Raw genomic sequence first — 18,214 nt, 5'->3', positions numbered from 1 at the left:
CAGGAGCCTCACGTGGTTCACCTCCACGCCCGACCCCGACGCGCGACCGCGGCGCTCGCGACGGCCGCGGTCCTCGGCGCCGTCTGCAGCGCCGCGGCCTTCCCGGCGTCCGCCTCCCCCGCCCCCACCGTCGGCGCGCCCCGCGCCGTCGTCGCCACCGCCGAGACGCCGACCGCCTTCGACGACGACGCTGGCGGCAACGCCGACGCCGACGACCCCGCGATCTGGGTCGCGCCGAAGGACCGGTCCCGCAGCCTCGTCCTCGGCACGCTCAAGAACGGCGGCCTCGACGCGTACGACCTCCGCGGCCGCCTCGTCCAGCACGTCGCCGCGCCCGCCGCCCCCGCCGAGGGCCTGGAGTCGAGCCGCTTCAACAACGTCGACATCGCCGCGGGCGTCAGGCTCCGCGGCGCGACGACCGACGTCGCCGTGGTCACCGACCGCGGGCGCGACCGGCTGCGGTTCTACGCGATCGACGGCTCCGCCGACCGCCCTCGTACGAGCGGAGCGCGCGGCGCGAACGCTGACCGCCGCCCGGTCCTGCGGGACATCACCGACCCGTCGGCTCCGCGACTGTTCGCGCCGGACGAGGCGGCGGTGGAGGAGCAGGCGACCGGCTACGGCCTGGCGGTACGACCCGATCCCGCCGGCGGACTGCCGTACGTCGTCGTGAGCCAGCGCCACCGGACGACCCTCGGCCTCTTCCGGCTCGTCGTCACCGCGGAGGGAACCGTCTCCTACGCCCCGGTGGACGACCTCGCCCTCCCGTCGACGTTCCGGCGCGACGAGGGCGGCACCTGGACGCCGTGCGGCGAGCCGGGCGAGGACCCGCAGGTCGAAGGGATGGTCGTGGACGTGCGCAACGACGTCCTGTACGCCGCGCAGGAGGACGTCGGCATCTGGCGGATCCCCCTGGGCCGCAAGGCGCTGGGCACCCCGACGCTCGTCGAGCGGGTACGCGAGTTCGGCGCGCCCGCGACGTACGACCCGGAGACCGAGGAGTGCACGGTCACCGGGAGCTCTCCCTCGAGCGGGCACCACCTCACCGCAGACGCGGAGGGCCTGACGATCGCGTACGGGCGCGACGGGGCGCTGACGCTGGTGGCCTCGAGCCAGGGCGACAGCACCTTCTCGACCTTCCGGATCGGGCACCGCTGGAAGCACCTGAGCACGTTCGCGGTCGCCGACTCGACGCGCACCGACGGCGTCCAGCACAGCGACGGCGCCGCGGTCGTGACGACGCCGCTCGGACGGGAGTTCCCGCGCGGTCTGCTCGTCGTCCACGACGGCGAGGAGGCGCCGTCGTCGCTCGGCGATGATGGCGAGGAGCGCGTCGGGACCAACTTCAAGCTGCTCGACTGGTCGCAGGTCGGGCGCTGACACGCCAGGCAGGCTGGACCCGCCGCGCCGGAGCCAGAACCGCCCCAGCTCCGCGCGCGCGTCAGTCCCGCGACGCACGAGCGCCGCGTACGGAGATCCGTACGCGGCGCTCGTCGCCGGTGTCAGAGGCGGCGCTCAGTCGAGGTAGTCCCGCAGCACCTGCGAGCGCGACGGGTGACGCAGCTTGCTCATCGTCTTGGACTCGATCTGGCGGATCCGCTCGCGCGTGACGCCGTAGACCTTGCCGATCTCGTCGAGCGTCTTGGGCTGCCCATCGGTGAGACCGAAGCGCATCGAGACCACGCCGGCCTCGCGCTCCGAGAGCGTGTCGAGGACCGCGTGGAGCTGCTCCTGCAGGAGCGTGAACGAGACGGCGTCGGCCGGGACGATCGCCTCGGAGTCCTCGATGAGGTCGCCGAACTCGGAGTCGCCGTCCTCGCCCAGCGGCGTGTGGAGGCTGATCGGCTCACGGCCGTACTTCTGGACCTCGACGACCTTCTCCGGGGTCATGTCGAGCTCCTTGGCGAGCTCCTCCGGAGTGGGCTCGCGACCCAGGTCCTGCAGCATCTGGCGCTGGACACGGGCGAGCTTGTTGATGACCTCGACCATGTGGACCGGGATGCGGATCGTGCGGGCCTGGTCGGCCATCGCGCGGGTGATCGCCTGACGGATCCACCACGTCGCGTAGGTCGAGAACTTGAAGCCCTTGGTGTAGTCGAACTTCTCGACCGCACGGATCAGGCCCAGGTTGCCCTCCTGGATCAGGTCCAGGAACAGCATCCCGCGGCCGGTGTAGCGCTTGGCCAGCGAGACGACCAGTCGGAGGTTGGCCTCGAGGAGGTGGTTCTTGGCGCGGCGGCCGTCCTCGACGATCCACTCGAGCTCCTCGCGCACCGAGTCGGACAGCTTGCCGCCCGAGGCGAGCTTCTCCTCGGCGAACAGGCCGGCCTCGATCCGCTTCGCCAGCTCGACCTCCTGGCCGGCGTTGAGCAGGGAGACCTTGCCGATCTGCTTGAGGTAGTCCTTGACCGGGTCGGCGGTCGCACCGGCGACGGTGACCTGCTGCTCCGGCTCGTCGGTGTCGTCGGCGGCCGAGATCGTGAAGCCCGACGCCTCGTCCTCCTTGAGAGTCGGATCGTTCTTCAGATCCTTCTCGAACTCCGAGTCGGAGATGTCCGGGAGGACCTTCTTGCCGTTCTCGTCGACGATGATCGCGCCGGCCGTGACGTCGACCTCGCCGGTCTTCTTGGCCGCGGTCTTCTTCGCGGGCGCCTTCTTCGCCGCGGCCTTCTTGGCCGGCGCAGCCTTCTTGGCTGCTGGCTTCTTGGTCGCGCTCTGGGAGGTCGAGGCCTTCACCGAGGTCCGGGCGGCTGCTGCCTCCGCGACGACCGTCTTGCGTGCTCGACTATCGGGCGCTGAAACCACGAGGTGACTCCCTAGGGGTGCTCGGACCACGAAGGTCGCTGCAGGCGTTCGAGGGCGCGGTCAACCGGCCTCCCGTCAACCGCGGCATCGTCCAGTGTGCCACGCGCTCGGGGCGAACCACGAACCGCCTGGCCCAGGAAAGCGGACCGTGACCGAAACGCGACTTTTGAACCCTACGTGAGGGGCGTCGGCGAGACGCCACGACCCGTCGTCAGGCCTTGACGGCGAGGACCGGGCAGGTGGCGTCGAGAAGCACGCGCTGGGCGTTGCTGCCCAGGATGAGCTTGCCGACCGGGGACCTCCGGCGCAGCCCGATGATGATGAAGTCGGCGCCGGACTCGTCGGCAACCTTGATCAGGTCGTCTGCCGGGTCCATGCCGCGCACGAGCTGGCGGACCTCGGCGTCGACGCCGGAGTCGGCGAGCTGCTCGCGGACCTCCTTGAGCTGCTCCTCGGTCTGGACGGCGTCCTCGTCGTCGAAGTCACGACCACCACGGTGGGAGTTGACCACGACGAGGTGTGAGCCTCGAAGCTTCGCCTCCTCCACGGCCCGCGCGAGAGCCGCACGGCCCTCCGGCTTGGGGACGTAACCCACGACGATCGTGCCCATCCTCGACCTCCATAGCTGCGACGGTGATCCGACAGTATCCCTGATCGGCGCCGCTCGACACCTGGCCCACCCTGCGCGACGAAAACCCGGGCGCGGTGTGTGGACATCCTCGTCCGCACGCCACCTCGAGGACCCACTCTGGAGCCATGACCCTGCGCCCCTCCCCCGTTCCCGAGTCGTTGGCCGGCATGCCTCCGGCCGCCGCCGCGCGACTCGTCGCCGGGCTCGTGGACCGCTGGGTCCGGCGGGCCGTCCCGCCGGACGGCGACCCGCGCCTGTCGGTCTGGACGTACGACGCCGCGCGCGCGTCGTTGGCCGGCCAGTGGACCTCGCCGGCACGGGCCGCGCGGCGCCTCGACGGGTGGATGCGCGCCGACGTCGTGGAGCGGCTCGCGGCGGCGCTCCGCCCCGGCGAGGGACACCGCGCGCCGATGCTGGTCTGGGAGCGCACGGGACGACCGGAGGCGAGGAAGGCCGACCTCGCCTGGTACGCAGCCTGGCGGGCGTGGTCGCGCGGCGAGCCCGCCGCGTTCCTGGTCGTCACCCGCGCCGGGTGGATGAGCCTCCCCGACGGCACGGTGGGCAGGCGCCAGGTGCGGCGTCCGGCGTCTCAGTCCCAGGTGTGGACCGGCTCGTTGGAGTGCATCCGCTCCCGGTAGTCCTGCGTCATCGCCCGCAGCGCCTCCGCCCGGTCGGTGCCGGCCCGCTCGTACAGCGTGCGGAAGCGCTCGACCTGCCAGGTCGCACCGTTGCGGCCGGTGAGGCACCGCTGCTCGATGATCCCGAGGTACTTGTCGCGGTCGGCGGGATCGACCCCCAGCGAGTCGAGACCGTCGGCGGCCATCGGCAGGAGGCGCCGCAGGACGAGCTCGGTGACGCCGACGGTGCCGATCCCCGGCCAGTAGATCGACGCGCCGATGCCGTCCTTGGCCGCGGTCGTGAAGTTCTCCTCGGCGGCGCTGAAGGACATCTGCGTCCACAGCGGACGGTCGGCGTCGACCAGCGCACGGACCAGCCCGAAGTAGTACGCCGCGTTCGCGACCGTGTCGACCACCGTCGGCCCTGCGGGCAGGACGCGGTTCTCGACCCGCAGGTGCGGGCGGTCGCCGATCACGTCGTAGATCGGACGGTTCCACCGGTAGATCGTGCCGTTGTGCAGCCGCAGCTCGGACAGCGACGGCGGGTCGCCGGCGGCGAGCACGGCCTCCGGGTCCTCGTCGTCGAGGACCGGCAGCAGGGCAGGGAAGTAGCGGACGTTCTCCTCGAACAGGTCGAAGATCGAGGTGATCCACCGCTCGCCGAACCACACCCGCGGGCGGACGCCCTGGGCCTTCAGCTCCTCGGACCGGGTGTCGGTCGCCTGCTCGAAGAGCGGGATCCGGGTCTCGTGCCACAGCTGCTTGCCGAGCAGGAACGGCGAGTTGGCGCCGAGCGAGAGCTGGGTGGACGCGATGGCCTGGGACGCGTTCCAGTACGACGCGAACTCCGGCGGCCCGACCTGGAGGTGGAGCTGCACGCTGGTGCAGGCCGCCTCCGGCATGATCGACTCCGACGTGGTCGAGAGCCGCTCCTCCCCCGAGATCGAGATCGCGATGTCCTCGCCCCGCGCCGCGAGGACCTGCTCCGAGAGCAGGGCGTAGCGAGGGTTGGCCGAGATCGTGGCCGGCGTCATGTGCCCGGCCTTGAGGGTCGGCATGATCCCGATCATCAGCAGGTGCGCGTCGACCGACCGTGCGCGCTCCTCCGCGTGGTTGAGATCGTCGCGGATCGTGTCCTCGTAGTGCCTGAGCCCGTCGCCGTCGAGCGCGCGCGGATCGATGTTGATCTCGATGTTGAACTGGCCGAGCTCGGTCTGGAAGTCCTCGTCGGCGATCGCCGTGAGGACGTCCTCATTGCGCAGCGCCGGGTTGCCGTCGTCGTCGACGAGGTTGAGCTCGATCTCGACGCCGGTCATCGGACGCGACGCGTCGAAGCGCGTGTCGCGCAGCATGCGGGAGAAGACGTCCAGGCTCCGCCGGATCTTCTCCCGGAACGCGGTGCGGTCCTCACGGGTGAAGACCTGCTCGTCGACCTCTTGACCCATGCCATCCTCCTCGGCGTGGTCGTCGCGTCCGGACGACCCCCACACTAAGAGAGGCCGGGCACCGTCCGCAGAATGTCGTCGGTGCTCATGCCCTCCCAGTGAGCGGGATCGAGGCACCCGCTCAGCGCGGTCTGCACCAGCCCCGCCATCGAGTAGCGCGGGGCAACCTCGCGGACCCGGTCCAGAGCGCACTGTGCCTGTGCCCCGTCTCCGGCCAGCCATGCCGCGAACGCGGCGAGCGTCAACGGCGCCGCCTCGAAGGGCCGCACCGCGCTGACGGCCACCTCGCGCCACAGCGCGAGGCTCTCGAGCGCGTTGTCGCGCGTGATCCCTGCCCAGAGCACGTCGCGGACCACGACGAGCGACGTCCAGACCGACAGCGCTGCCTTGTCGGCTGCGGACAGGGCGGGCCCGGTGCCGGCCACGGCGTCCGCCGCCGACAGCCACGCGTCGACGACCGGCCGGACCCGGTCGAGCCCCCGCTGGAGGAGCTCGGGGTCGCGCTGGGTCCGCCCGGGAAGCCGTCGCCGCCCGAGCGCGGAGGCCTCCACCGCGGTCGCCCGCTCCGCCTCGGCGCGGAGCAGACCGGCGACCGGGGCGAACCGGCGGACGAGGCCGTCGCGGTCGGGCAGGACCTCGACCCCGCGGAACACCGCCTCGGCGAGCAGCGGCGAGGTCCGGACGTCGCACGGGACGCCCTCCGGCGAGCAGCACGACGGATCCTCGCATGAGTAGGAGAAGTAGCGTGCGCCGTCGAAGCGGACCGCGTCCGTGACGAGCACGTCGTGGTCGCGCAGCCGTTGGGTCATCGCGTCGGCGAGCCGGCGCGCGTCCTCGTCGCGGTGCGCGTCGGCGTACGCCACGAGCGCGACGGCGTCGGGCTCCTGCAGCAGCAGGTAGCCGACGAGCTGCTCGGCCGCGTCCTCCACGTGCTCCACCGGCGGGAGGTCCACGCGCAACCGGAACCCGGCGCGGCAGGAGGGACCGTCGAGGCACACGGCCACCAACGAGTCATGGGGGTGGAATCCGAGCAGAACCGGGACCACGGCGATCAGGTCGGACAGGGTGCGGGCACGCATCACGTCGGTCATGCCGGGAGGGTGGGTCCTCCGCGTGCGCCCGGGACACGCGATCGGCCGCCTGTGGACGAACGTCCGGCAGCCCCTGTGGACGACCAGGCACGCCGGTCCGCGTGCCACCCGCGGTGCCTGGCGCCGGGCACGTCCGCGCCCGAGGACAGAATGGGACCCATGCGCCGCCAGGCCACCATCCTCCACCTCGACCTCGACGCGTTCTTCGCCGCCGTCGAGCAGCGCGACAAGCCGTCGCTGCGCGGCAAGCCCGTCGTCGTCGGCGGTCTCGGCCACCGTGGCGTCGTGTCCACCGCGTCGTACGAGGCACGGGTCTTCGGGGTGCGCTCGGCCATGCGGACCGCCGAGGCGCGGGCGCGCTGCCCGCACGCGGCGTACCTCTCGGGGCGCTTCGACGCCTACCGTGCGGCGAGCCGCATCGTGATGGGGCGCCTGCGGGAGGTCTCCCCGCTGGTCGAGCCCCTCTCGCTCGACGAGGCGTTCGTCGACCTGGCCGCCGGGGAGGAGTCGCGGCACCTCGACCTCGACGGGGTCACCGCGCTCGCCGAGCGGGTCCGCGCCGACGTCGCCGAGCGCACCGGAGGCCTCACGGCGTCGGTCGGCGTCGCGTCCTCGAAGTTCCTCGCCAAGATCGCGAGCGAGCTGGCCAAGCCCGACGGGCTCCACGTCATCGCGCCCGGCACGGAGCTGACCACGCTGGACCCGCTGGGCGTCCGGACGATCCCCGGCGTCGGCCCCGTCACCGCCGAGCGACTACGGAGGATCGGCGTCCACACCGTCGCCGAGCTGCGCGCGCTCGACCTCCCGGAGCTCACGTCGCTGCTCGGCACCGCGTACGGCACCTCGTTGCACGCGCTCGCCCGCGGCGAGGACCACCGCGAGGTCGTGGCCGAGCGCGAGACCAAGTCGCTCAGCGTCGAGGACACCTTCGAGACCGACATCACCGACCCCCGCGTGCTCGCCGACGTGGCCACGACGATGAGCCGCCGGGTCTCGGAGCGGCTGCGCGGCAACGGCATGTCCGGCCGCACGGTCACGCTCAAGATCCGCCACCACGACTTCGAGACCCACACCCGGTCGGCGACGCTCGCCGGCCCGACCGACGACGCGCGCGTCATCGCGCGGACGGCGACCGGGCTGCTCGCGGAGATCGACACGTCCTCCGGCATCCGGCTGCTGGGCGTCGGCGTCTCCGGCATGGCGGACTGGGTGCAGGACGACCTCTTCGTCGCCGACGCCGAGACGCCCGACGACGAGGAGCTCGCGGCGGCGGCCGCCCCGGGGACCGGTGCGGCCGCCCTCGCCTCCGACGTCTCCGCGGTCCCCACCGCCGGTGCCGTCCCCCGTCCGCTCCGGGACCGTCCGCGCTGGTCGCCCGGAGCCGACGTCGTGCACGACGAGCACGGTCCCGGCTGGGTGTGGGGATCGGGGCTGGGCCGCGTCACGGTGCGCTTCGAGACCCGGGACACCGGGCCAGGTCCGGTCCGGACGTTCGACGCGGACGACCCGTCACTGCGACCCGGTACGGTCGAGCCATGAGCACGTCTTCCGGTCCGCGGCCGCCCGTCGCGCCGCGTCATCCGCAGGTCAGGGTCCACCACGGCGACGAGGTCGTCGACGACTACGAGTGGCTCCGCGACAAGGACGCAGCGGAGACCCGTGCCTACCTCGAGGCGGAGAACGCGTACGCGGCCGAGCGCACCGAGCACCTCGCGTCCCTGCGCGACCGCCTCTTCGACGAGATCAAGTCCCGCGTCCTGGAGACCGACCTGTCGGTGCCGGTGCGCCGCGGCTCCTGGTGGTACTACGCGCGCACCTTCGAGGGCCGCGAGTACGCCGTCCACTGCCGCTGCCCCGTCGCCGGCCCGGACGACTGGACGCCGCCCGAGCTCGACTCCGCGACCCCGGTCGAGGGCGAGGAGGTGCTGCTCGACGGCAACGCCGAGGCCGAGGGGCACGACTACTTCGCCCTCGGGGCGCTCACCGTGAGCCGCGACGGCTCCCTGCTCGCCTACTCGGTGGACACCGCGGGCGACGAGCGGTTCACGCTGCGCGTCAAGGACCTGCGGTCGGGCGACCTGCTCGACGACGAGGTCACCGACGTGTCGTACGGCGCGACGTGGTCCTTCGACGCGGGCCACCTCTACTACTCGACCGTCGACGACGCATGGCGTCCCGACAAGGTGTGGCGGCACACGATCGGCACCCCTGCCGAGGCCGACGAGCTGGTCTTCCACGAGACCGACGAGCGCTACTTCACCGGCGTCGGAGCCACCCGCAGCGACCGGTTCCTCGTGATCGCCTCCGGGTCCAAGATCACGACCGAGGTGCGGGTCCTCGACGCCACCGACCCCACCGGCGACTTCCGCGTGGTGGCTCCGCGCCGCGAGGGCGTCGAGTACTCGATCGAGCACGTCGTGATGGGCGGCGAGGACCGCTTCCTCGTGCTGCACAACGACGGCGCGGTCAACTTCACCCTCGCCAGCGCCCCGGTCGCCACGCCGGGGCCCGAGCACTGGCGTACGGAGATCCCGCACCGCGACGACACCCGCCTCGAGGACGTCGACGCGTTCGCCGGCTTCGTCGCGGTCAGCCTGCGCCGCGACGCGCTCAGCCAGGTCGCGATCGTCCGGCTCGACCCCGAGGCGGGGCCCGGCGCCCCGCTCGGCGAGCCTGCCGCGATCTCCTTCGACGAGCCGCTGTTCACCAGCGGTGTCGGCTCCAACCCCGAGTGGGACCAGCCCCTGGTCCGGCTCGGCTACACGTCGTTCGTCACGCCCGAGACCGTGTACGACTACGTCGTCGCGTCCGAGGAGCTGATCCTGCGCAAGCAGCAGCCCGTGCTCGGCGGCTACGACCCCGACGCGTACGAGCAGCACCGCGTCTGGGCGACCGCGCGCGACGGCGCACGCGTGCCGATCTCGGTCGTCGCGCGCAAGGGTGTGGTCCGCGACGGCAGCGCTCCGGCGCTCCTCTACGGCTACGGCGCGTACGAGTCCAGCATGGATCCCGCCTTCCGCGTGACCCGGCTGCCCCTCCTGGACCGCGGCATCGTCTTCGCCGTCGCGCACGTGCGCGGTGGCGGCGAGATGGGGCGCGGCTGGTACGAGGACGGCCGCCTGCTCCACAAGAAGAACACCTTCACCGACTTCGTCGACTGCGCGCGCCACCTCGTCGACGAGCAGTGGACCTCGCACGAGCGTCTCGTCGCGGAGGGCGGCTCCGCCGGAGGTCTGCTGATGGGCGCCGTCGCCAACGACGCACCCGCCGACTTCGCGGGCATCCTCGCCGTCGTCCCGTTCGTCGACGCGCTGACCTCGATCCTGGACCCCTCGCTCCCCTTGACGGTGATCGAGTGGGACGAGTGGGGCGACCCGCTGCACGACCCCGAGGTCTACGCCTACATGAAGTCCTACACGCCCTACGAGAACGTCACGGCGCAGGCCTATCCCAAGATCCTCGCCATCACGAGCCTCAACGACACCCGCGTGCTCTACGTCGAGCCCGCGAAGTGGGTGGCGCGGCTCCGCGCCATGGCCGAGGCGGACGTGATCCTCAAGACGGAGATGAGCGCAGGGCACGGTGGCGTGAGCGGACGGTACGAGTCGTGGCGCGAGCGCGCGTACGAGCTCGCGTGGATCATCGACACCGCAGGAGCGCCGCACGTGCCTGCCGCCGGTTGAGCGAGCCTGCGCGTCACCGCCGTCCGGACGAGCGTGCGGTCGAACGACTCTGTCAGTCCGCCGCGGCAGGATGACGGCATGACGCGGACGATCTACTACACGGCGAGCAGCCTCGACGGTTTCCTGGCCACCTCCGACCACTCGCTCGACTGGCTGCTGTCTCAACCGGTGTCGGAGCAGCTGCAGGGCGAGATGGAGGGCCTCACGACGCGGTTCGGGGCGCAGCTGATGGGGGCGAGCACCTATCAGTGGCTGCTCGACAACGAGGATCTCCTCACGAACCCGGAGAAGTGGCCCTACCCGACGCCGTCCTGGGTCATGACCCACCGTGACCTGCCTGCCGTGCCGGGAGCCGACATCCGCTTCGCCCAGGGCGACGTCGCTGCTGTCCACGCGGAGATGGTCGCGGCGGCCGGCGACAAGGACGTCTGGGTCGTCGGCGGCGGTGATCTCGCCGGGCAGCTGGCCGACGCGGGCCTGCTGGACGAGATCGAGGTGTCCTACGCGCCCGTGACCCTCGGTTCCGGGATGCCGCTGCTTCCTCGACGCATTGACCTGGAGCTGCGTGAGGTTCGTCACGACGCCCCGTTCGTGCTGGCCCGTCTGGAGGTCAAGAAGCCCTGATTTCCCGCGAAACATGTGATCTGGGCTAAGAAACACCTGAGACCGGCACCTTTAGCACGCTCCGTTCGTCTTTTCCAGTGCCGGACGGAATCGACCGGCGGCCGATGGCGTTAAACCCATCGAACCCAGAACGATCCGAAGGAGCTGGTCTTTGTGACGACAGCAACGACTCAGGTGCGCGAGCGCGTCGAGGGACGAGACAGCGTCGGGATGTACCTCGACGAGATCTCGCGCACTCCGCTGCTCGACGCCGCTCGGGAGGTCGAGCTGAGCAAGGCCATCGAAGCCGGACTCTTCGCCAAGAGCCTCCTCGCCGAGGGGCGCGTCGGGCGCAAGAAGGGTGGCGCCCCCAAGTCCGCCACCCAGGAGGAGCTCGAGTGGATGGTCGCCGAGGGCGACCGCGCTCTCGACGAGTTCATCACCGCCAACCTGCGTCTGGTCGTCTCCATCGCCCGCAAGTACGGCCGCTCGCAGATGCCGCTGCTGGACCTGGTCCAGGAGGGCAACACGGGCCTCATCCGTGCGGTCGAGAAGTTCGACTACGCCAAGGGCTTCAAGTTCTCGACGTACGCGACGTGGTGGGTCCGGCAGGCCATCACCCGCGGCATCGCCCAGCAGGGCCGCGTCGTGCGCCTCCCCGTCCACGTCGTCGAGGAGCTCAACCAGGTCGGTGCGGCGCGCCGCAACCTGGAGCGCAAGCTCGGCTACGAGCCCGACCCGGCGGAGATCGCCGAGGAGCTGGGCATGGAGGTCGACCGCGTGCTCGACCTGATCTCGTGGGGCCGCGACCACGTCAGCCTCGACTCCCCCGTGGACGAGGACGGCGACACGTCGCTCGGCGACCTGGTCGCCCGCGAGACGCAGCCCGGCCCGGACCACGCGGTCCTCGACACCGAGTCGCGCGACCGGCTGTCGGGCCTGGTGGAGCACCTCGGCGAGCGTGAGGCCGACATCATCCGCTGCCGGTACGGCCTGCTTGACGGCCGTCAGCACAAGCTTGCCGACATCGGCAAGCGCCACGGGATCTCCGCCGAGCGGGTTCGCCAGCTCGAGCGGGAGGCGATCCAGCGCCTGCGCAAGATCGCCGATCCCGATCTCGCCGCCTGACGGGGGCGCAGCGAGCAAGGGACGACGAACGGGCCGGTGCCCTTCGACCGACGAGGTCGAGGGCACCGGCCCGTCGTCGTCTGATCTCCCGTGCACGGCACGCACGTCGGGCCGCGGCGCCGTCAGGCCTCCCAGGGCGGCTGGTCGCCCATCTTCTCGTAGTAGTGCGCGAGGTGCGCCTTTGCGCGGTCGGCCTCGTCGGACGGGATGTCGACGCCTCCCCGAGCGCCGTCGAGAACGCCGGCGGCAGCGATGATGCCCCGCGGCACCGCGCGGAGGCGTCCGTCCACGACGTCGGCCACCAGAAGCTTGTAGGACGTGAAGTTGTCCGGGGCGTCTCCGTCGTACCAGAGGTGGGCGTCCCGGTACTTCGCGTTGGGCCCGTCCTCCGCTCCCGCCCAGGTGCGGACCCGCTTCTCTGCCGCGGCTCCGTCCCACTCTCGGTCACGGTCGGCCAGCGGCAGGTCCTGGAATCGTGTGACGGTCATGCCTCCACGAGACCCCGAGCCGCCAGGCACCGCCACCCGAAGCAGGCCCCACGAGGCTAGCCGCCGGGTGTGACCGCCTCACCGCTCGACAGCCGGGCCCACAGGCGATCGACCTCACGCTCGAGGTCGTCGAGCGAGCCGGTGTTGTCGATGACCACGTCGGCGGCCGCCAGGCGCTCGTCGCGCGAGGCCTGCGCCCCGATCCGGCTCTCAGCCTCCGCCCGCGTCATGCCGCGCTGCGAGACCAGCCGTTCGATCTGCACGTCCACCGGTGCGTCGACCACCACGACGACGTCGTAGCGCCCTGCCTGTCCGGTCTCCACCAGCAGGGGCACGTCGTGGACCACGACGGCGTCCGGTCCGGCAGCCGCCTCCAGCTCGACGGCGCGGGCGCGTACGAGGGGGTGGATGATGCCTTCGAGATCGCGTCGGGCGGCGGCGTCGGCGAAGACCAGCGCGCCCAGCGCCGGGCGGTCCAGGCGTCCGTCCGGCCCGAGGACCTGGTCGCCGAAGCGCTCGACGACAGCGGCGAGCCCGGGGGTGCCGGGCTCGACGACCTCGCGCGACAGCACGTCCGCGTCGACCACGACGGCGCCGCGGTCGCGCAGCAGCGCCGTGACCGCGCTCTTGCCGGCGCCGATCCCGCCGGTCAGTCCGACCCGTGTCACGCGGGCCGCCGCGTCTCGACGTCGCGCGCGACGCGGTGGTCGGCCTTCAGCTGCTCCGCACGGTCTCGCGTCGCGTCGTCGAGCGGGACCACCTCGACAGCGGTCATGCGGTCGTACGCCCGGAGCAGGGTGCTCGCCACCGTGTCCACGTCCAGCCCGGGCACCTCCTCGAACACCGAGCCGACCGACCTCCGCTGGAACGGAAGCTCCAGCCGGTTGTGCACCACCGGGAGGGCTGCACGCAGCGTGGGACCGTCGCCGAGCACGATGATCGCGCTGAACAGCCACGCGCCCCGCACCACGCGCTGCGCCGTGCCGACCAGCTTGGTGACGCCGCGCGCGTTGATGCTGTACTCCCCCGGGCAGTACTCCCCCGGCACGGCGCCGACCCGCGCGTCGATCCCGAGATCCACCAGCACCGACGTGAGCAACGCCCCGTAGTCGCGGAACCGGTCCCGCATGCCCGTCCCGGGATCGGGGTCCGGGCTCACGTGGTCGATCACGAGGGCCTTGTCGGTGTACGCCGCGACCCGGCCGCCCGCGCCTCGGACGATCGGTGCGAAGCCGAGCGCGCGGCACGCCGCGGCGGCCGACGCGAAGCCAGGGCGCCGGACGTCCGAGCGACCGAACGCCGCCGTCGGCGTGCCCGGGACGCTGATCCGCACCGTCGGACCTATCTCGCCGGCCGACGCCTGGCGAAGCAGCGCGTGCGCAGTCGCGACATCGGCGACGGGGTCGGGGTCGACCGGCTTGGGGTCGAGGATGAAGCGCACGGGGAAAGGCTACCTATCGGTCCGGGGACACGACGAGGCCCCCGCCCAAGTGGGCAGGGGCCTCGTGCAGCGCGTCAGCGGGAACGGGTGGTCACTCGCCGCCGGTGAGCTTGTCGCGCAGCGCCTGCAGCGCCTCGTCCGAGGCGAGAGCACCGCCGGTCGAACGACCGGTGTCCTGCGAGGTGGACGACGAGGACGTCGAGCCGCCGGACGAGTACGACCCGCCCGTGGTCTGACCGGCCTCGCGCGCCGCGACCTCGGCGTCCGCGATCTGCTTCTTGTGGGCCTCCCAGCGGGCGTGGGCCTCGGCGTACTGCCGCTCCCAGGTCTCGCGCTGCTCGTCGTACCCCTCGCGCCACTCGCCGGTCTCCGGGTCGAAGCCCTCGGGGTAGATGTAGTTGCCCTGCGCGTCGTAGGACGACGCCATGCCGTACAGCGTGGGGTCGAACTCGTCGGCGTCCTGCGCGACCTCGGTCTCGTTGGCCTGCTTCAGCGACAGCGAGATGCGACGACGCTCGAGGTCGATGTCGATGATCTTCACCATCACCGAGTCGCCGACCTGGACGACCTGCTCGGGGATCTCCACGTGGCGCTCAGCCAGCTCGGAGATGTGCACCAGGCCCTCGATGCCCTCCTCGACGCGGACGAACGCGCCGAACGGGACGAGCTTGGTGACCTTGCCCGGCACGATCTGGCCGATCTGGTGGGTCCGGGCGAAGTGCTGCCACGGATCCTCCTGGGTCGCCTTCAGCGACAGCGAGACGCGCTCGCGGTCCATGTCGACGTCCAGGACCTCGACCGTGACCTCGTCGCCGACCTGCACGACCTCGCTCGGGTGGTCGATGTGCTTCCACGACAGCTCCGAGACGTGCACGAGGCCGTCCACGCCGCCGAGATCGACGAACGCACCGAAGTTGACGATGGAGGACACGACACCCTTGCGGATCTGGCCCTTCTGGAGCTGCGTGAGGAAGTTCTGGCGGACCTCGGACTGGGTCTGCTCGAGCCACGCACGGCGGGACAGGACCACGTTGTTGCGGTTCTTGTCGAGCTCGATGATCTTGGCCTCGAGCTTCTGACCGACGTACGGGGCCAGGTCGCGGACGCGCCGCATCTCGACGAGCGAGGCGGGAAGGAAGCCGCGGAGCCCGATGTCGAGGATCAGGCCGCCCTTGACGACCTCGATGACGGTGCCCTCGACGACGCCGTCCTCCTCCTTGATCTTCTCGATGTCGCCCCAGGCGCGCTCGTACTGCGCCCGCTTCTTCGAGAGGATCAGACGTCCCTCCTTGTCCTCCTTCTGGAGGACGAGGGCCTCGACGGCGTCGCCGACCGAGACGACCTCGTGGGGGTCGACGTCGTGCTTGATGGACAGCTCCCGAGAGGGGATGACACCTTCGGTCTTGTAGCCGATGTCGAGGAGGACCTCGTCCCGATCGACCTTGACGATGGTGCCGTCGACGATGTCACCGTCGTTGAAGTACTTGATGGTCTTGTCGACCGCTGCGAGGAAGTCCTCCTCGGTGCCGATGTCGTTGATAGCGACCTGCGGCGCGGGTGCTGCCTGGATGCTGCTCGTCATATGGGATTGAGCTCCGATGGGTGGATAGAAGTCGTGCCGGAACGGTGCGAACCCTGGATCGCTGCGTGCTGGTGACTGCTGAGGTGCGACATCGTCGCTGAGCAGGGGCCGAACACGGGCGAGCACGAACCCGCTCGGTCTGGGGCCGTACGAGTCCACAACGCACATCTAGGGTACGGGGTGGCTCGTCGCACGGTCAACGCGGGCTACCACACCCCCCGCCGTGGGTCATCGAGCGGGTCGGTCCCTTGCGCCGACGGCTAGCGCGCCGGGGCGAGGAATGCGGCCAGCGCGTCGGCGTACATCCCCGGGTCGCTCGCGCCCATCAGCTCGCGGGCGGCGTGCATCGCCAGCTGCGGAGCCCCGACGTCCACGGTCGTGATGCCGGTGCGGGCGGCGGTCATGGGGCCGACCGTGGACCCGCACGGGAGGTCGGCTCGGTGCTCGTAGCGCTGGAGCGGGACGCCGGCCTGCTCGCAGGCGAGCGCGAACGCGGCGGTCCCGGTGGCGTCGGTGGCGTAGCGGAGGTTGGGGTGGACCTTGAGGACGGGACCGCCGTTGGGCACGATCCGGTGGTACGGCTCGTGGCGGTCGGCGTAGTTCGGGTGCGTCGCGTGGGCCATGTCGCCCGACGCGACCACCGATCCCGCCACCGCGCGGTGGTAGTCGTCCCGCGAGCCGCCGGCGGACAGGACGATCCGCTCGAGCACGGTGACCAGCAGGTCCGACTCGGCGCCGCGGTCGGAGGTGGAGCCGACCTCCTCGTGGTCGAACAGCACCAGGACGGGCACGACACCCTCGGTCGCCCGCTCGACGACGTCGAGGAGCGCCCTCGTCCCCGCCCAGCAGGTCGTCTGGTTGTCCAGCCGCGGCGCGGCCAGCAGGTCGTCGTTCCGTCCGAAGACGCGGCTCGGCACCAGGTCGTGGGTCATCAGCTCCCACCCGAGGAGCGCGTCACGCTCCACGTCGAGCCGCTCGGCGACGTCGGCCAGGAGGTCGGCGCCCTCCCCCACCCCGTACACCGCGTCGAGGTGGCGCTGCGGGTCGAGGGTGACGCCCTTGCGGTCCTCCGAGAGGTGGATCGCCAGCTGCGGGACGGTCAGCACGGGCTCGTCGATACGGACGAGGAGCTGCTCCGCACGTCGGTCGCGGCGGACGGTGACCCGGCCGGAGAGGCCGAGCTCGCGGTCGAGCCAGGAGTTGAGCAGCGGCCCGCCGTACGGCTGCAGCGCGAGGGTCTCCCATCCCGCGCTGGTGCGGTCGTGGTGCTGCTTGACGCGGAGGTTCGGCGAGTCGGTGTGACCACCGACGATGCGGAACGCCGACCCGGGACCGGTCGCGGACTCCGTGGACCACGCAACCACCGAGCCGCCACGGACCAGGAAGTAGCGGCCCTGATCCGTCGGCCAGGGCTCGGTCTCGCGAACCTCGGCGAAGCCGGCGGCACGCAGTCGGCGCGCCACCTCCGCGCAGAGGTGGAAGGGGCTCGGAGAAGCGTCGACGAGCGCGCACAGATCCTGTGCGCGCTCGTCGCGTGGGCTGGGGGCGAAGCTCGTCGTCGACATCGACGCCATCGTAGCCAGGCTGTCGGTCAGGCCAGCCCGGCTACGCGGCGTGATGCGATCAGGCCCTCGTGGCCGTCGACTCTGCCGGCGAGTCGGAGTCGGTCGACGCGTGCTTCGGCGTCGCGCCGTCGCTGCGGCGCCCGCGGAGCAGGAGGATCGCACCGCCGATGATGAGCAGTCCACCGAGGATCCCGCCGACCAGCGGGATGGTGGTGCGCACCATGCCGAGGAGCGAGGCCTTGGTCTTGTACTCGTCGACGGTCGCCTTGACGGTCTCGTCGTCGTAGCCCAGCTTGGCGTCGGTGATCGTCGCCTTGACCTCACCCTCGACGTCGAGCGTCGCGAGCTGCTCCTCCTGGCCCTTGATGATGACGCCGGTCTCCGGCTCGACCCACAGGGTGCGGACGTTGGAGTACATGCGGTCGGCGACGACGGTCGGCGTGCCCGGCTCTCCGACGAGGCTGCCCGGGACGGGCTGTTCCGCGATCTTGGTCGGCTCGATCGTCTGGACGAACTTGTAGACCGACAGGCCCTCGAGCTCGTCGGTGCCCTCGTACTCCGCCGGCACCGCCTTCTTGAGCGAGCCGTCCCAGAAGTCGACCGCGTCCTTCTGGGTGTTGAACGGGAACTTGAAGTAGTTGCCGAAGAAGCTGAACGGCTCGATCTCGACGCCGTTGCTCTCCGTCTTGGCGCCGGCCCAACGGACCGTCTCGCCGGTGTGGCGGTCGAACGGGACGACGTCGCGCGTCCCGCTCAGCGCCTGGTCGGCGGGGGTGCCGGGAGGGGCCGTGTAGGAGAAGGTGTCCCACACCGCGAGGTCCTCGTCCAGCTCGTCGCTGGCGTCCTTGCTCGCCTCGACCTGGCCGACGACCTGGCGCCGCGACTCGAGCGGGCCGGTCTCGATGGCCGGGCCGCCGGGAGCAGCCACGTTCAGGTAGGTGGCGTCGTCGCCCTCCGCGGTCTTGGAGACCGTCTCCGAGACCTGGTCGAGCGGCACGACGGCCAGCTGGTCGTACGCGTACGTCTTGGCCAGGATGGCCAGCACCAGGAGGAACGCGCCGATGATGACGGCGGCGAACCCGGTCTTCTTGCCCACGTGAACTCCCTCACAGTCGTTGAGACGCGGGAGACACTA

16 protein-coding genes are annotated in these 18,214 nt (G+C 71.4%); 6 read left to right on the top strand and 10 right to left on the bottom strand.

Features of this window, described 5'->3' with window-relative positions:
* Positions 1–12 precede the first annotated feature (12 nt).
* Positions 13–1,380, top strand: a complete 1,368-nt coding sequence (locus ACQSSQ_RS08330) for a phytase (RefSeq protein ID WP_431326566.1) — start codon at positions 13–15, stop codon at positions 1,378–1,380.
* Between the two features lie 135 nt (positions 1,381–1,515).
* Here the strand turns inward: ACQSSQ_RS08330 and ACQSSQ_RS08325 are convergent, their stop codons facing one another.
* Together ACQSSQ_RS08325 and ACQSSQ_RS08320 are read right to left on the bottom strand one after the other, a co-directional pair.
* Positions 1,516–2,805, bottom strand: coding sequence for an RNA polymerase sigma factor (locus tag ACQSSQ_RS08325; protein ID WP_431326565.1), 1,290 nt, complete (start codon positions 2,803–2,805; stop codon positions 1,516–1,518).
* A gap of 211 nt (positions 2,806–3,016) precedes the next feature.
* Complete coding sequence (locus tag ACQSSQ_RS08320) at positions 3,017–3,415, bottom strand: universal stress protein (RefSeq protein ID WP_431326564.1); 399 nt, start codon at positions 3,413–3,415, stop codon at positions 3,017–3,019.
* 146 nt (positions 3,416–3,561) lie between these two features.
* Between ACQSSQ_RS08320 and ACQSSQ_RS08315 the strand changes: the two genes are divergently transcribed.
* Positions 3,562–4,074 (top strand): hypothetical protein, encoded by a 513-nt coding sequence (locus ACQSSQ_RS08315; RefSeq protein ID WP_431326563.1) that lies wholly within the window; start codon positions 3,562–3,564, stop codon positions 4,072–4,074.
* Here the strand turns inward: ACQSSQ_RS08315 and ACQSSQ_RS08310 are convergent.
* Positions 4,026–5,498, bottom strand: coding sequence for a glutamate-cysteine ligase family protein (locus ACQSSQ_RS08310; protein WP_431326562.1), 1,473 nt, complete (start codon positions 5,496–5,498; stop codon positions 4,026–4,028). The two genes, ACQSSQ_RS08315 and ACQSSQ_RS08310, sit on opposite strands and share 49 nt — an antisense overlap.
* A gap of 44 nt (positions 5,499–5,542) precedes the next feature.
* A complete protein-coding gene (locus ACQSSQ_RS08305) occupies positions 5,543–6,589 on the bottom strand; it encodes a DUF4192 domain-containing protein (protein ID WP_431326561.1) in 1,047 nt (348 codons plus the stop codon).
* 159 nt (positions 6,590–6,748) lie between these two features.
* On the opposite strand from ACQSSQ_RS08305, the gene ACQSSQ_RS08300 reads away from it, so the two are divergent.
* From ACQSSQ_RS08300 to ACQSSQ_RS08285, 4 genes are all read left to right on the top strand, one after another.
* Positions 6,749–8,128, top strand: coding sequence for a DNA polymerase IV (locus ACQSSQ_RS08300; RefSeq protein WP_431326560.1), 1,380 nt, complete (start codon positions 6,749–6,751; stop codon positions 8,126–8,128).
* Complete coding sequence (locus ACQSSQ_RS08295) at positions 8,125–10,272, top strand: S9 family peptidase (RefSeq protein ID WP_431326559.1); 2,148 nt, start codon at positions 8,125–8,127, stop codon at positions 10,270–10,272. Before ACQSSQ_RS08300 ends, ACQSSQ_RS08295 begins: the two co-directional genes overlap by 4 nt.
* A gap of 78 nt (positions 10,273–10,350) precedes the next feature.
* A complete protein-coding gene (locus ACQSSQ_RS08290; RefSeq protein WP_431326558.1) occupies positions 10,351–10,896 on the top strand; it encodes a dihydrofolate reductase family protein in 546 nt (181 codons plus the stop codon).
* Between the two features lie 210 nt (positions 10,897–11,106).
* Complete coding sequence (locus ACQSSQ_RS08285) at positions 11,107–12,003, top strand: sigma-70 family RNA polymerase sigma factor (RefSeq protein ID WP_431326789.1); 897 nt, start codon at positions 11,107–11,109, stop codon at positions 12,001–12,003.
* A 122-nt stretch (positions 12,004–12,125) separates the two neighbouring features.
* On the opposite strand, the gene ACQSSQ_RS08280 is transcribed toward ACQSSQ_RS08285, so the two are convergent.
* From ACQSSQ_RS08280 to pgfA, 6 genes are all read right to left on the bottom strand, one after another.
* The gene (locus ACQSSQ_RS08280) at positions 12,126–12,491 is read right to left on the bottom strand and encodes a hypothetical protein (protein WP_431326557.1); all 366 of its coding nucleotides are present in this window, start codon (positions 12,489–12,491) and stop codon (positions 12,126–12,128) included.
* A 56-nt stretch (positions 12,492–12,547) separates the two neighbouring features.
* Positions 12,548–13,159, bottom strand: a complete 612-nt coding sequence (gene coaE, locus ACQSSQ_RS08275) for a dephospho-CoA kinase (protein WP_431326556.1) — start codon at positions 13,157–13,159, stop codon at positions 12,548–12,550.
* Positions 13,156–13,932, bottom strand: coding sequence for a lipoate--protein ligase family protein (locus ACQSSQ_RS08270; protein WP_431326555.1), 777 nt, complete (start codon positions 13,930–13,932; stop codon positions 13,156–13,158). Before ACQSSQ_RS08270 ends, coaE begins: the two co-directional genes overlap by 4 nt.
* 91 nt (positions 13,933–14,023) lie before the next feature.
* Positions 14,024–15,514 (bottom strand): 30S ribosomal protein S1, encoded by a 1,491-nt coding sequence (gene rpsA, locus ACQSSQ_RS08265; RefSeq protein WP_431326554.1) that lies wholly within the window; start codon positions 15,512–15,514, stop codon positions 14,024–14,026.
* 260 nt (positions 15,515–15,774) lie between these two features.
* The gene (locus ACQSSQ_RS08260) at positions 15,775–17,079 is read right to left on the bottom strand and encodes a M18 family aminopeptidase (protein ID WP_431326553.1); all 1,305 of its coding nucleotides are present in this window, start codon (positions 17,077–17,079) and stop codon (positions 15,775–15,777) included.
* A 58-nt stretch (positions 17,080–17,137) separates the two neighbouring features.
* A complete protein-coding gene (gene pgfA / locus ACQSSQ_RS08255) occupies positions 17,138–18,175 on the bottom strand; it encodes a cell envelope lipid trafficking protein PgfA (protein WP_431326552.1) in 1,038 nt (345 codons plus the stop codon).
* Positions 18,176–18,214 lie beyond the last annotated feature (39 nt).

The sequence above is a fragment of the Mumia spirodelae genome (assembly GCF_050632745.1).
Classification (GTDB): domain Bacteria; phylum Actinomycetota; class Actinomycetes; order Propionibacteriales; family Nocardioidaceae; genus Mumia.
Note: the sequence above shows the minus strand (reverse complement) of the source record. Positions and strands in the feature narration are given on the sequence as shown.

Bases quoted from the DNA above. Each gene is read 5' to 3' on its own strand.
- ACQSSQ_RS08285 (WP_431326789.1), top strand. From the start codon at position 11,107: ATGTACCTCGACGAGATCTCGCGCACTCCGCTGCTCGACGCCGCTCGG.
- ACQSSQ_RS08315 (WP_431326563.1), top strand. From the start codon at position 3,562: ATGACCCTGCGCCCCTCCCCCGTTCCCGAGTCGTTGGCCGGCATGCCT.
- ACQSSQ_RS08305 (WP_431326561.1), bottom strand. From the start codon at position 6,589: ATGACCGACGTGATGCGTGCCCGCACCCTGTCCGACCTGATCGCCGTG.
- ACQSSQ_RS08320 (WP_431326564.1), bottom strand. From the start codon at position 3,415: ATGGGCACGATCGTCGTGGGTTACGTCCCCAAGCCGGAGGGCCGTGCG.
- ACQSSQ_RS08290 (WP_431326558.1), top strand. From the start codon at position 10,351: ATGACGCGGACGATCTACTACACGGCGAGCAGCCTCGACGGTTTCCTG.
- ACQSSQ_RS08300 (WP_431326560.1), top strand. From the start codon at position 6,749: ATGCGCCGCCAGGCCACCATCCTCCACCTCGACCTCGACGCGTTCTTC.
- ACQSSQ_RS08280 (WP_431326557.1), bottom strand. From the start codon at position 12,491: ATGACCGTCACACGATTCCAGGACCTGCCGCTGGCCGACCGTGACCGA.
- ACQSSQ_RS08260 (WP_431326553.1), bottom strand. From the start codon at position 17,079: ATGTCGACGACGAGCTTCGCCCCCAGCCCACGCGACGAGCGCGCACAG.
- rpsA (WP_431326554.1), bottom strand. From the start codon at position 15,514: ATGACGAGCAGCATCCAGGCAGCACCCGCGCCGCAGGTCGCTATCAAC.
- ACQSSQ_RS08295 (WP_431326559.1), top strand. From the start codon at position 8,125: ATGAGCACGTCTTCCGGTCCGCGGCCGCCCGTCGCGCCGCGTCATCCG.
- ACQSSQ_RS08310 (WP_431326562.1), bottom strand. From the start codon at position 5,498: ATGGGTCAAGAGGTCGACGAGCAGGTCTTCACCCGTGAGGACCGCACC.